The sequence below is a fragment of the Candidatus Sericytochromatia bacterium genome (assembly GCA_035285325.1).
Lineage (GTDB): Bacteria > Cyanobacteriota > Sericytochromatia > S15B-MN24 > JAQBPE01 > JAYKJB01.
On record JAYKJB010000057.1, the window covers coordinates 55433 to 68588 of the forward strand.

Annotated in this window: 8 protein-coding genes and 1 tRNA gene; 3 read left to right on the forward strand and 6 right to left on the reverse strand. The window is 66.7% G+C overall.

The features are described 5' to 3' along the window. Positions 1 to 39: 39 nt before the first annotated feature. From VKP62_07385 to VKP62_07410, 6 genes are all read right to left on the reverse strand, one after another. Positions 40 to 318 (reverse strand): hypothetical protein, encoded by a 279-nt coding sequence (locus VKP62_07385; protein ID MEB3197013.1) that lies wholly within the window; start codon positions 316 to 318, stop codon positions 40 to 42. 238 nt (positions 319 to 556) lie between these two features. Continuing rightward, positions 557 to 2839, reverse strand: a complete 2283-nt coding sequence (gene recJ / locus VKP62_07390) for a single-stranded-DNA-specific exonuclease RecJ (protein MEB3197014.1) — start codon at positions 2837 to 2839, stop codon at positions 557 to 559. Between the two features lie 49 nt (positions 2840 to 2888). After that, a complete protein-coding gene (locus VKP62_07395) occupies positions 2889 to 3728 on the reverse strand; it encodes a PD-(D/E)XK nuclease family protein (protein MEB3197015.1) in 840 nt (279 codons plus the stop codon). Then, a complete protein-coding gene (locus VKP62_07400) occupies positions 3725 to 5896 on the reverse strand; it encodes an ATP-dependent helicase (protein ID MEB3197016.1) in 2172 nt (723 codons plus the stop codon). Before VKP62_07400 ends, VKP62_07395 begins: the two co-directional genes overlap by 4 nt. Next, complete coding sequence (locus VKP62_07405; protein MEB3197017.1) at positions 5893 to 8082, reverse strand: hypothetical protein; 2190 nt, start codon at positions 8080 to 8082, stop codon at positions 5893 to 5895. Before VKP62_07405 ends, VKP62_07400 begins: the two co-directional genes overlap by 4 nt. After that, positions 8079 to 9578 (reverse strand): amino acid permease, encoded by a 1500-nt coding sequence (locus VKP62_07410; GenBank protein MEB3197018.1) that lies wholly within the window; start codon positions 9576 to 9578, stop codon positions 8079 to 8081. Before VKP62_07410 ends, VKP62_07405 begins: the two co-directional genes overlap by 4 nt. A gap of 192 nt (positions 9579 to 9770) precedes the next feature. Here VKP62_07410 and VKP62_07415 point away from each other — a divergent pair, with 192 nt between their 5' ends. From VKP62_07415 to VKP62_07425, 3 genes are all read left to right on the forward strand, one after another. Then, positions 9771 to 11084 (forward strand): P1 family peptidase, encoded by a 1314-nt coding sequence (locus VKP62_07415; GenBank protein ID MEB3197019.1) that lies wholly within the window; start codon positions 9771 to 9773, stop codon positions 11082 to 11084. Between the two features lie 76 nt (positions 11085 to 11160). Further along, on the forward strand, positions 11161 to 12621 hold the full coding sequence (locus VKP62_07420; GenBank protein ID MEB3197020.1) for a hypothetical protein: 1461 nt from the start codon (positions 11161 to 11163) through the stop codon (positions 12619 to 12621). 45 nt (positions 12622 to 12666) lie between these two features. After that, a tRNA-Pro gene (locus tag VKP62_07425) sits at positions 12667 to 12743 on the forward strand. The last annotated feature ends 413 nt before the right edge of the window (positions 12744 to 13156 follow it).

A 13156-nucleotide genomic window follows, 5' to 3' on the forward strand; every position in this document is an offset into this window, starting at 1 on the left:
TCTGCCGGGTGTGGCTCGCAACTCAGGGCGCAGCGGACGTCAGCCGGCTGCGAAGCCACCCCAGAGGTCCTGGTCGTCGCGCAGTTTTTGCTCCTGCTCGCTCAGCTGGGCCAACTGGCGACTGAGGTCCTGAACCCGAGACACCGCCTCATGGATGACCCGCTGCTTTTCCGCGATGGCAGCTTGGGCACCGGCGATTTCCCCCTCGAACATGCGGATGCGCGCCCGCACCCGAAAGGCTTCCTGACGAATGCCCCGAAGGAGTGCCTCGTCGGCCTCGATGCGTCGCTGAGCTTCCGTGCGCTGGCTGTGTGACATGGGCTTCACATCCTTGAAAGGTCGTGGGTGCCGTGACAACCTTGCCGGTCCAGACGTGTTGAAGAGAGCCAAGAGAACACTTCGATGGTTCGGTCCTGCCATCACATTGTACCCGTGCCGGACAAGGGTTGAACCGGGCCGGGTGACGAAATATTTGACGAAATTGACCAGATTATGGTAACCACAAGCTCTCGATCGGAGCGCCCGTCGAACATCTTGGGCCGGGCCCACCGGGCCATCAGCCCAGCGAGGCCTGCAAACGCGGCATGGGCTGCCCCCGCAGGGCGCGGCGAAAACGCAGCCCATTCAGGGCCTCCTGGTAGCTCTGGAGGTCCACCAAGGCGATGTCTTCGGGGGGGGCGGCCAGCAGTTGCCAGTGAGTCCCCTGGCGGAGCAAGAGGCCGGCCTCTTCAAAGATCCGCAGGGCGTCCAGGCAGGCTGACCCCAGACTGACTTGCGCCTTCTGAAGGGCCTGACGCAGCGTTCCTTCGCGGTGGCGCGCCAGCTGCCCCCAGAGCGAACTGAGGGCCTGAGGCGTGGGAAGTTCCTCACCAGCAGCCCCTTCACAGGTCTGAGTTGGCCAGGCGAGCGTGACCTGAGCGGCCTGAGCCAACAACTGCTGCCAGGTCTGCTCGTCATGAGGCGGGTCGCAAAACCAGAGATGAGCGCCAGCCGGCACCGAGGGGGCCAGAGGGTCCACCCAAAGGCCGGCGGTCGGCGGATCGATCGCGTACACGTGGGCGTCGCGCGGGGGCTCGGCGGGCTGACCCCGGCGGTCGTTCCAGACCGGTGCGGTAGCACTCGCCAAGGCAGCGGCGATGCTGGGTTCAACGGCGGAGGCAGGGGCCAAGCGGTCGGCGATGAACTGAATGCGGGTTTGCCCCTGAAAGGTATTCCAGCTGGGCCGGTAAGTGAAGCGGATCCAGTCCCCGAGGCTGTCCGCCATGTCGGCCTTGCCCCAGGCAATCACTTCAGCGAGCGAAACCCCGTCGTCGACCTTGAGAAACAGATGATTCTTCACCACCCGACGCCCCACCACCCGCGCGCGCAACAGGCCAAACACCGGTGACGGGTTGCGTTGCCCGAACGGTTCCAGGCGATCCAGCGCCTCGAGCAGGGCGGCATCAGCCTCTGCGAAGGGCAGTTCGGCATCCAACGCGATCACATCAGCGGGCCGGTTCCAGCCCACCTCACGTACGTAGGCATTCAACGCCCGCCGCACCAGAGGAATGGCCGATTCCTCCGCTGCGCAGCCAGCCGCCCCTGCGTGGCCCCCGAACCCGACCAGATGAGCCCGGGCATGGTGTAGGGCATCGTAGAGGTGGAGGCCGTCCGGGCTGCGCCCCGAGGCCTTCCAGAGCCCGCCGGGATGCCCCGAGAAGAGCAGCACGGGACAGCGGTAGCGGTCCTTGATGCGACCCGCGATGATGCCGGTGATCCCGTGATGAAAGCCCTCGTCCGCCAGCACGATGAAGGGTTCGGACTCGAGGTCCCAGTCCGCATCAAGGCGCTGAAAGATGTCGGATTGCAAGTCGGCCGACATGGTCCGCCGCTCCCGGTTGATGCGGTCCAACACCTCAGCGTGAACGGCCGCTTGCTCGTGGTCGTTGGTGGTGAGCAACTCGAAGCCGACGCGCGGCGTTTCCAATCGGCCGGCCGCATTGAGCCGGGGCACCAGCTGGAAGGCCAGATCCTCCGCCCGCACGGAGGTCAACTGAGTTCCGGCCGTTTTCGCAAGCGCCGCGATGCCCGGAAAGCGGCTTTTGCCCTCACGAAAGCGCGCCAAACCGGCCCAGACCAGCGCCCGGTTGGGACCACTGAGCGAGACGACATCCCCGACCGTCCCGATGCTGACGAAATCCAGGAAGTGGGCGATGCGGTCGTTGAAACCGCCCTCCAGCGCGATCACGAACAGCAACGCCACGCCGACGCCGGCCAGGTCCTTCAGGTGGGGAAATTCCAGGGCAGGATGCACGATCGCGGTCACATCAGGCAGGACCTCAGGCGGCTGATGGTGGTCCGTGACCACGATCTCAACCCCAAGCTTGCGGGCGGTTTCAGCGGCCGCGATGGCGGAGATCCCGTTGTCGCAGGTGAGGATCAGGCGCACGCCGGAAGCCGCAATGCGCTCCACCGCCGCGGGCGTCACGCCGTAGCCATCCTTGAAACGATCCGGCAGGTAGGCCTCACAGTTGGCCTTCAAGCCCCGTTTGAGATAGCGGTACAGCAGGCTGGTGCTGGTCACGCCATCGCAGTCGTAGTCGCCATAAATGACGAAGGGTTCCTGCTCGGCGACGGCTCGGCGGATCCGGGCGACGGCCCGGGCCATGCCATCCGTTTCAAGCGGACTCTGCAGCCAATCCAGGCGATCCCGCGTCGACAAGAAATCAGCCGCCACCTTCGGCGTCCGATAGCCCCTCAACCACAGCAAGCGAGCCACAGGCAAGGGCAGGCCCAGGGCCGTGGCAATCGCCGCGACCTCGGGAGCCTGCGCCGGCTTCAAGCTCCAGATCTGACTCACGACATTCCCCCTCAAAGGCCCTTCAGCTTGCTGCCCGCCCGGACAACTGTCAAGGCGCTTCCGCGGCGCGAAGCCCCGCGTCGGAGGGGGGCAAGAAGACCGGAGGACTTGGCCAAACCAGCATTTCGGAAGGTTCGAAAGGGCCTGCGTTGCACAACGTGTGGTAAGCGCAGGGTGGACAGCGCGACGGGACCCTCGGAAAGGCCGCGTCATCGTGAACCCGAGGATCAAATGGAGCGCAGGCCTGCCTGGCCAAAGCGGTGAGACGCTGACGCGTCGCCTCGTGCCGCGACGCGGAGTGAGGAATCACGACCGCCTCCCCGGTGTCGACCAGCCAGAACACCATCTCGACCGATTCAGGCGCGATGGGCGAGCCCCCTGACAGGACCTGGGCAGCCTCCGTCAACACGAAGGGATACAGGCGGGCTTGCCAACCGCGACGCAGCGTCTCCCCGGAGGGATGGCCGGTCTTCCAATCCAGAATGCGCCAGCGTCCCGCGTGGGCCACGATCCGGTCGTAGCGGGCGACGAAGGGGACTTCAGCCACTTGCAAGTGCAGGCTCTGCTCGGTCCAGACCTCGGCCTCAAGGGGCGGAGAGAAGTGTTCTGACGTGGCAAACCGAGCCCACATCTGAGTCAGGCCGGGATGCAGCCCCTCCCAGGCCTCCAGCAAGGGGGCGAGGGGCAGACCACAGGCGTGTTGCTGAACCAGCCGGTGGAAGACGGAGCCCAGGCGCGCGCCATCGTCTTCCCCCTGCGGGTGCTGGCCGGCCCGAGCAGGCCAGTAGGCCTGCAACTTGTAACGCAGGGCAAAGTAGCGGGGACAGCCGTCCGCCAGGGCGTCCAGCGCGGCACTGCTCAGCCTGGGACGGGGCTCGACCTGAGTCATGGCGTGACGCGCTCACAGAGAGAGGCCAGTTGGGCCACCTGGGGGGGCAAGGTTTCACTGGTGCCGGCACCAGACAGGTGAAGCGCGCGCTCGGCCCGCGTCATGCCGACGTACAACAACCGCAGCTTTTCAGCCACCAGCAGCCGCTGAGCGGCCGCCCGGGCGGCAGCCAGATCGAACGGCGCCCCCGGCGGGGCACGCAAGGCTTGCTCAAGGCAGAAGGCCGCCTGGTCACGAAACGAGACCTGGTCGGGGTCCCAAGGAAACATGTAGGCGCTGGCGAGGCCAGGGATCCACACCGCATCGTATTCCAGGCCCTTCGAGGCGTGCAAGGTCAGCACGCTCAGCGTACCAGGGGTGGCCTCACGCGTGTCGGCCGGCGTGGGCACCAGGTCCCGATGGTCCTCGGTGTTTTCCGCGAGTGTCCTCACCTCGTCTGCCAGACGCCGCAGGGGGTCCAACTCAATGGTCGGGTCGGAGGCCGCTTTCCGCTGGGCGATCACGGCCGCCTTGGCCGCCACGGCGATCGCCTGAGGATCGTCGATCAGGGTCAGGGCCACGCTCGGAAAGAGTTCCCCGGGAGGCAGATGCCGCACCCGCAGCAAGGCGCGCAACCCCCGACAGAGCGAGAGCAGGGCCAGGTAGTCTGCAGCAGGAAAGTCTTCCGGGCGATGCGGTGGCAGGTCCGCCAGGGGAAACAGCAGCGAATCGGAGGGATGGCGCGCAAGGAACTGCCGGAGCGCCCGTGGATTTTGCCAGGGCGTGCGGCAAAGCTGGGCCCACTCCTCCACCAGGGGGCGCCAGGACGCGGCCGGCTCCTCCAGCGGCAACGACAGAAACGTCAGCACGTGGGCCAGAAACCTGAGACACTGGCGCTGTGACGGGCCCTGGCTGACGCCTTGCTGCAGCGGAATGCCCAGTTGGGTGGCGCGTTGCGCATAGGCCATCCGAAGCTTGTGAGACGTCACCAGCACCGCTGCCCGGGCCGTCGGATGGGCTCGCAAGAACGCCCGCACGGCTGTCAGCACGCCCAACTCTTCCTGTGCCGCGGCGTCGTCGCGCCTGGCCCCCTCGTAAAAGGTCCAGGTGATCGGCGCAAGCAGAGAGGGATTCGGCTTTCCGGCCGTGGCCGGCAGGATCGGTTGTCCGGTGAAGGCCTCCCTCACCACGGGATCAGGATGATGAGCGGTGAACGCCACCAGCGCATTGGCCATGGCCAGAACGGGCAGCGCGCTGCGGCTCGATTCCGCCATGGGCATGTGGCGCCCACTGGTCTCACAAGCCTGACAAAACGCCCGAAAGTACCGGGGAGAGTTGTGCGTGAAGGAAGCCATGATCGCCTGATTGGTGTCCCCCACACGGACCAGGTTGCCACTGCCGCCCAGGGCAGGTTCGGTCAGCCAGCGGATCAGGGCCTGCTGGTCGGGCGTTGAATCCTGCGCCTCGTCCTCGAGGACGAAGCGAATACGACGCTGATGATAGGCCCGATGGTCGTCTCGAGTGGCCAGAATGGCGTTCGCTTCCCGGATCAGATCATCATAGTCATAGGCCCCCGCCGCCTGTTGGCGTGCCAGGTAGCCGCGATACAAGGCCGGCAAGGCGGGGTGATGGTCAACCACAGCAACCTGAAAGTCGGCCTCGCTCAGGCGCGCTTGTTTGGCCTCCGCGATGGCCTTCTCCGCCAAGCGCAGCACCACCGCCTGCGGGTCCTCCCGCTCATCGCCACCGCCGTCGCGCTGCCCATACGCCTGCCACATCTGTTGATGAAGGGGGTCCTCCAACCATTCAAGCAGGGCCTCTTGCAGGTTCTTGCGCCGTTCCGCCTCGCTCCAAACCAGCATTCCGGAGTCGCTGTCACCCGCCGCGCGCCGAATGACCGAGGACGCGAACCCGTGGATGGTCGTGGTTTGCAGACCGAATGCGGTCAACCCACGCGCTGCCAGGGTGCGCGTCAGCCGTTGCTTGAGGTTCAGCGCCGCACTGCGCATGTAGGTGAGAATCAGGATCTCAGCAGGGCGCACACCGAGGTCTTCGACCAGTCGCACGGCCAGCTGCTCCAGAATGAAGGTCTTGCCAGCCCCTGGCGCGGCGGAGATGGCCAGCTGTCCACCGGAATACGTCAGGATGGCCGCCTGAGCAGGGCGCAAGGTGACGGCGCCGGTGGTCATCGCCCAGCCTCCAGCACCTGTTGGGCCCCCAGCATCGACACCAGCAGGTTGGGCAGTTCCCCCTGTTGCTCGCGGCCCTCTTCATCCGTCAGGCAGGCGTGAACCCACAGGCAGGTTTCCACCTTCAAGCAACACGTCATCAGGACCCGCGCGAGCTTTTCCGAGGCGTCCAGGTGCTCCTCATCCAGCGTGTAGAGGCCGGGCGGACGCGCCAGCGAGAGGAGACGGGCATTGGTGAATTCACGCCGATCGGATTTCCACCAGCTCTCCGCTCCAAAGTCGAGTAAGAACAGATGGGAGAGGCGTTCCGCCGGCTCACTGAAGCCCTTTTCGGAGAGCTGACTGGCGGTGGCCAGCATGACGGCTCCACGGTGGGGCTCGCGCTGAAAAAACGGGCGCTCGGCCACCGGCTGGTCACGCAGGAAGGTCAGGAATCGAGCCCCCCAATCAGGCGGCGACTGGTGCAGGCGCGACTCGATCTCACGAAAACGCGCCGCCAGCTCGATCAATTGCCCCATCTGGCTCACCTCTCGGGCCTGTTGTTCATCCAAGGGATCCGCCAGCGCCAGGAACGGGGCCCACACCTGGGTAAAGGCTTCCCGCAGAACGCTTTCCGGGTCCGTTGCCAGCAGCGGCGTATCGACGAAACGATGGAGGCTGGCGTAGCGGGCCAGAGCCTGGTCGCTCAGCCCCGCCGTCAAGCCATCCGGCGGAACAAGCGCCCCATCCTGATAAAACTCCGCCTCGCGACGGGCCAGTTGCAGGGGATTGAGACCGGTCACCGCTTCCAGCAGTTCGATCACCTCGAAGCGCGAGGGCGCCGGCCCCCAATCGGGCTGCGCCAGACGCGCCAGGGTGAGCAGCAAACGCGGCGCACGGTGGTCGCTCAGCATGGTGGTCCCCGCGAAAACGTAGAGGGGATACCCCAGGCGCGCCAGACGCACCCGCAGGGAGAAAATCAACATGGGACTCAGGGCCGGCACGACCAGGGCAACCTGGTCAGGGGGCGTGTGCATCAGCACCTGGGCGAGATCCGCCGCGACGCGGTCCAGCATTTCCAGCGTGCCGCTGGCATCCAGCCGAAGCGCCAGCGCCCCGGACGGCAGGTGAACCGTCTGGAATCCACCGGTCAAGGCCGCGCCGAAGGCCCTGCCGAGCGGCGCCAGCGGGGGCTCTGCCGTCTCGATCGTCTCCACCTCCTCCGCCACCTCCCAGGCCCGCCAAGGCGCCGCGCCCACATATTCACGCAAGCCCCCGCGATACGTCCAAGCCGCCGTTCCGGCGGCCGGATCGGACTTGGCGCTGGCCTCGCACCGAACGCCCACGGCACTCCAGGCCACCACCATGTCGAGCCAGCGGTGCGCTGATTCGTCGATGTCTTCCACCAGGACCAAACTGGTATTCCGGCAGAAGTGTTGCTGGTAAGCGGGCGCCGGCCATAGACAGTGGGTGTAGACGGCCAGCGCCAGCGCGTGGTCAAAAATCCGGGCACGCAGCATGGCATCGACATAGATGGCGGCCAGATGCGCCACCCGTGGGGCCGCCTCGGCGGCCGCTTCGATCTGGCCCGCGTGAAGGCGGTGCGCCACTGCTGCCATCCAGGGCTGTAGCGTCTCAGCCGGGGACGGTCCCCGCGCGGCCCAGTCCGGGTCGAGGCCCCCACCACTCATCGGCGCATGGGGCGCCGCCTCAGGCGGCCCGAGCAAGGGAAGGCCGTGTTCGATCGCGCGCGCCACGACGTCCAGGACCTGCAAGCGCTGAAAGGTCAGCGCGGAGCGAGCCCCAGGGATCAGGCCCCCATCCTCTTCCTGCCAGGCAGCCAGGAACCGCCCCAGCAGATACTGGCTGAGATCGATCGCCACGAAGGACGGCTCGAGGCGATTGTGTGCCAAGCCGGCTGGAAAGCCGGTCCGCGCCAGGGCCTCCTCCACCAGGGGCCACCAGATGCGAAGTTCCTCCTGAAGCCAGGCCAGGGACGTGACCACCCGGCGGGCCCCGGTCGGCGCGCTCAGTTCGTCGAGAAAAGGCCGCCACGCGCCCCAAGTGGCCGTCAAAACCAGAATTCGGTCGCTCGGCAGGCCGCCCTCAATCGCCTCCCGATAAGCCTGGCGCAAACGCCCACGCAAGGCCTCTCCGGGATAGCTCGTGAACAGGCGACGAAGGCCGCCGGGTCGCTCCCGCGTCAAGCGACCTCCTCGGGAGGCCTGGTCTCGAAGCGACGGCTAGCCCCCCGCATGCCCCATAGCAAGTAGATCGCGATTCCCAGGGCCATCCAGACCGCGAAACGAATCCAGACTGCCGCAGGTAGACTGCTCATCAGCCAGAGATTGACGGCGATACCAGCCAAGGGCAATTCAGGCGAGAAAGGCACTCGGAACGGGCGAGGCAGATCGGGCCGCTCCCAGCGCAACACCAGGACGCCGAGGGACACCGCCGTGAAGGCGGCGAGCGTCCCGATGCTGACGAGATCGGCCAGGGCATCCAGCGGCACGGTCGCGGCCAACCCACCTGTGACCACCCCCAGCAGGATGGTGGCGGTCACAGGCACCCCCCGCCCGGCCGAAACGCGGCCCATCAGCGCGGGCATCAGGCCATCACGGGCCATCACGAACAGGATTCGGGTCTGGCCGATGGAAGCGACCAGGATCACGGCCAGCACCCCGACCACCGCCACGCACGAAAGGAGCATCGCCGCGATGGGATGTCCCGCCAGGTCAAGCGCGCGAGCGAGGGGTTCCTGGGCTGATTTCAGGACATTCAGGGGCACCACCCCCAGCAGTACGGCCGTGACGGCGATGTAGAGCGTCGCGACCAGCCCAAGACCGACCATCATGGCACGGGGCACGTCACGCTGGGGGTTTTCACATTCCTCCGCCACCGTGGATACCGCATCGAAGCCGATGAAAAGGAAAAACAACACGGCAGCGCCCGTCACGACGCCCGAGGCACCAAACGGCAAAAATGGGGTGAAGTGCGTCGCCTGAACAGCCGGCAGACACAGCATCACGAACATGAGCAACACGCCGATCTTCGCCGCGACCAGGCCATTGTTGAACTGCGCACTGGCGCGGATGCCCACCAGCAAAAGGATGGTGGGCAAGGCCACGGCGATCGCCGCGGGCAGGTTGAGCCAGCCGAACGTCGGGCCCAGCGGAACGGCCAGACCGGCGGCTTCGTAGACCGTCGCCGGGATCGGCTGGCCGGTGGCCACCATCCACGCGGGGGGCAGGGACAGGCCCATGCCCCTGAGCAAGGCCTGCACATAGCCGCCCCATCCCGCCGCCACGGCACTGTTCGACAGACCGTACTCCAGCAGCAGGTTCCAACCAACCAGCCAGGCCACCCCCTCGCCCAAGGTCGCATAGGCGTAACTGTAGGCGCTGCCCGCCGCCGGAATCAGGACGGCCAGCTCGGCATAGCAAAACGCCGCGATCGCACAGGCGAGGCCGGCCAGCAGGAAGGAGATCAGGATCCCTGGTCCGGCGGTCTGGGCCGCCACGACCCCGGGCAAGACAAAAATCCCCGCCCCGATCGTGCAGCCGATGCCGATCGCAACCAGCGACCAGAATCCCAGCACCCGACGCAACGCCGCCGGCGAGTCGGGGGCGCTTCCTGCGGACCGATCGGCCACGATGGATTTTCGGCGGCTCAAGGCCGCAAAGAATTGCCCGGCGTTTGCCACGTGAGGCTCCTTTCCAAGGGGGGCGGCTGGTCCCAGCGTTCCGGCACTCGGCCCGGCCGTGCGCGCCAGGGATGCCTGGCGCCTCATCGTTCGGGCATTCTACCCGCTCGGCTGCAACTCCCTGCCAGCCAGCGGGCGTGCTATCTTGGAGCCTGCAGCCCACGTTCGCCCCTTCCCCCGTTTGGAGGCTTCATGCGACAGAGTCCGCGGACCGCCCTGGCCGCGCTGATGGTCGGTGGCGCATTGTTGGCCTCGCCACCTGGCCAGGCCCTCGCCGCGGCGGTCGCCCCCGCCGCAGCGCCGCTTCCGACCCCCACGCCCCGCCCGCAGACCATCGTGGCCCCCTTCGGCATCCCGCTCTTCGGCCAACCGGTGCCGAGCGTGACCCAGCGCCCGCTGGCCATTCCCGCCGCGCGCGTGCGGCTGAGAGACCTGGGCATCCGGATCGGTCGCCTGCCGACCGGGCCTTGGAATGCCATCACCGACGTGAAAGGCGTGAAGGTCGGTCACGTCAGCCTGGTGGCGGGTGAAGGGAAGTTGATCCCGGGACGTGGCCCCGTTCGCACCGGTGTGACGGCGATCGTTCCCCGCGATGACGTTTGGCGCAACAAGGTGTTTGCCTCGGGCTTCGTCCTGAACGGCAACGGCTCGATGACCGCGCTGGATTGGGTCAAGGAGGCTGGCTGTCTGGAGACACCCATCCTGTTGACGAACACGCTCTCGGCCAACCGGGTGGCCGATGCGCTGGTCTCCTGGATGATGCGGCAGTATCCCGATATCGGCGTGAAGGATGATGTGGTGCTGCCGTGCGTGGCCGAATGCGATGACAGCTTCCTGAATGACCAGCGGGGTCGTCACGTGCGCGAACCCCACGTGTTCGCGGCGCTGGATCTGGCCCGCTCCGGACCGGTGGCCGAGGGGGCGGTGGGGGCCGGCACCGGCATGGTGGCCTACCGTTTCAAGGCCGGGATCGGCACCTCGAGCCGAGTCCTGCCCGGCCATCAAGGCGGCTGGACGGTCGGGGTGCTGGTCAATGCGAACATGGGCTGGCGTGAGCATCTGCGGATTGCCGGGGTGCCCGTGGGCCTGCGCATCAATGACCTCCTGCCCCAGGCCCGCCCCGGCGAAGGCTCGATCATCGTGATCGTGGCGACGGACGCGCCGCTTCTGCCCCATCAGCTGGAGCGCCTGGCCAAACGAGCCACCCTCGGCCTGGCCCGCACCGGCTCGATCGCCGCCCATTCATCCGGGGATTTTGTGCTGGCCTTCTCCACCGCGGCCCACGTGCCTCACACGCCCACCGACCCATCCATGAGAATCTCGGCGGTTCACAATCTCCATACCAGTCCGCTTTTCGAAGCGGTGGTGGAGGCCACGGAAGAATCGATTGGCAATGCCTTGACCATGGCCACCACGATGATCGGGCGAGACGGACACACGGTCTACGCCCTTCCGCTTGATCGCCTCAAGGCGCTGCTCGCCGCGGAGGGACGCCTCGAGCGATAGCGTTGGCGCATGACACCGGGCCCTCGGTCTGCTAACGTGGTTGAGCCATCACACCGTTGCCGGATCACCGCCCACGATGCGCCTGCCTTTCTTCCCAGCCGCCTTGTGCCTCGCGTCGGCGTTCGTGTGCCCGCTGCCCGGCGAGGCCGCCACCGTCGACACCTGGCTCGAACCCGCCCGTTGGGATGCCAAGCGGGGCATTCTGGTCATTCCCTATCGTGGGACCTTTCCGCATCACGTGATGCGACGCAGCAGCCCCAATCAGTACACGATCGATTTTGAGGCAGCCCCTGGCATCTACGGCGTCTTTTCTGCCGGTACCCCGCCACATCCCCGCCTGGTGCAGTGGTTCATGGTCCATCACGATCTGGACCGCATCCGCCTCACGCTCACGCTGAAGCAGCACTGGGCGATCGCCGTCCGCAACGAGACCGCCGCGCGCCAGATCGCCATTCTGATCAGCGAGGGGCCTTACCACGCGGAGGATGGACCGGAGGTCCCGCTCCCGATCGCGGCCGGCGAGCCAGTGGGAGTCACGATTCCGCCCCCTGCCCCGCTGCGACCTGTTCAGGCCAGCCCCTCTCCCCCCCGCCCATTCCCGAAGACGGCCGCTCTTGCCAAGGCGACGCCCTCGCCCAAGCCCATCGCTTGGCTCTCTCCAGTCCCGAGCTCCCCGCCCACGCCTCGGCCGGCAGACAGACCCACGCCACGTCCAACGCCCTCCGCCCCCCCCTCGCCGGTCGCCCAATCGACCCCCATTGCCAGACCTCCCCAGGCGCCCGTGAGTCCCACGCCCACGTCGGGTCTGCTGGGTTCGCCGCCCGTCACAGGCCTCCCGTTGGGCGAGGGGTCTCCGGCGCACCTGGACTTGCCGCACTCGAACACGCTCCCCCCGCCCCGCATTGGCGATCGCCCCCTTCCACCGCCCTCACCACCCGTGACCACGCCACGGCCGCCCTCCCCCTCCCCAGAAACGAGAGTCGCCGAGGGCTTCCTCGACCGACAAGTCGTCTGGCGCACCGGGGTGTGGGTGATTCCGGGGGGCCACTCGCTTGCACCGGGTTGGCGACCGGCAGGAACCCTGGAATTCACGGCTTGGACTCGCCCTTGGGGAGTGCAGGGGGGAGTCACCGTGTTACCCGAGCTCTACCGCCCCAACCGCGACATTCCCGAACTGGAGTTGGGAACCCCGATGATTGATCTGGCGGTGCGCCAAGAAACGTCGGCGCAAGGCGTCCACGCACTGGTCGGATATCGGGCGCTGGGACTGCAGGGCCGACAGTATGCCACCGTGGGACTCTCCATCTGGCAACCGCTGCCGGTGCCCGGCGCTCGCCTGGAATTGCGGACTTTAGGTGGCTACAACCTCCAGCTGGGCAACGATTGGCAAACCCTCGTCGATGCCTCGGCTGGGCTGACCTTCAATCACGGTCCGGCCGGCCTGAATCTGGGTCTGCGACACATGTCCTTGCTCCGGGCCAACGAAAATGCCCTGGCGATGAACGGTCCCAGCTTGATTCTGCGCTTTGATTTCTGAGATAACTTGCCTCCCACGCCATCCGGATGTTATCTTGGGCCCATTCGGGATGTAGCGCAGCTTGGTAGCGCACCTCGTTCGGGACGAGGGGGTCGCTGGTTCGAATCCAGTCATCCCGACCATTTCCAATCAATCCCGCTCGCGTCGGAACCTTCCACCGGGCGGGATTGATCTAACCGCCGTCGCCTCGTCGCTCACTTCCACCTGACCATGGGGTTGCTTTGAAGAGCCTCTCCTACGCCATCGTTTTCTTTCTGGTCCTCCTGTACGGCTGCCGCGACGTGGTTCCTTTCCGAATGGCCGTCCGACGGGCACGGCGCCCACAGACGGCCAAGGCACCCACAGATCCATTGTTTTTCCCTCCGCAGGTCGACCATGCACTCCCGGAGCGTCGGTACGCGCGTCGCGCTCGCTAGCCTGCTGGGGCTCTGCGCTCTCGCGCCGGCGGCCTGGTCAACCCCCACGCCATCGCGACCGACCTGGGCCGCGGAGCGCGGCGGCGAGGTCACGCTTCGCGATCTTCCCGTGGACTCCG

Bases quoted from the DNA above. Each gene is read 5' to 3' on its own strand.
- VKP62_07385 (MEB3197013.1), bottom strand. From the start codon at position 318: ATGTCACACAGCCAGCGCACGGAAGCTCAGCGACGCATCGAGGCCGAC.
- VKP62_07395 (MEB3197015.1), bottom strand. From the start codon at position 3,728: ATGACTCAGGTCGAGCCCCGTCCCAGGCTGAGCAGTGCCGCGCTGGAC.
- VKP62_07400 (MEB3197016.1), bottom strand. From the start codon at position 5,896: ATGACCACCGGCGCCGTCACCTTGCGCCCTGCTCAGGCGGCCATCCTG.
- VKP62_07415 (MEB3197019.1), top strand. From the start codon at position 9,771: ATGCGACAGAGTCCGCGGACCGCCCTGGCCGCGCTGATGGTCGGTGGC.
- VKP62_07420 (MEB3197020.1), top strand. From the start codon at position 11,161: ATGCGCCTGCCTTTCTTCCCAGCCGCCTTGTGCCTCGCGTCGGCGTTC.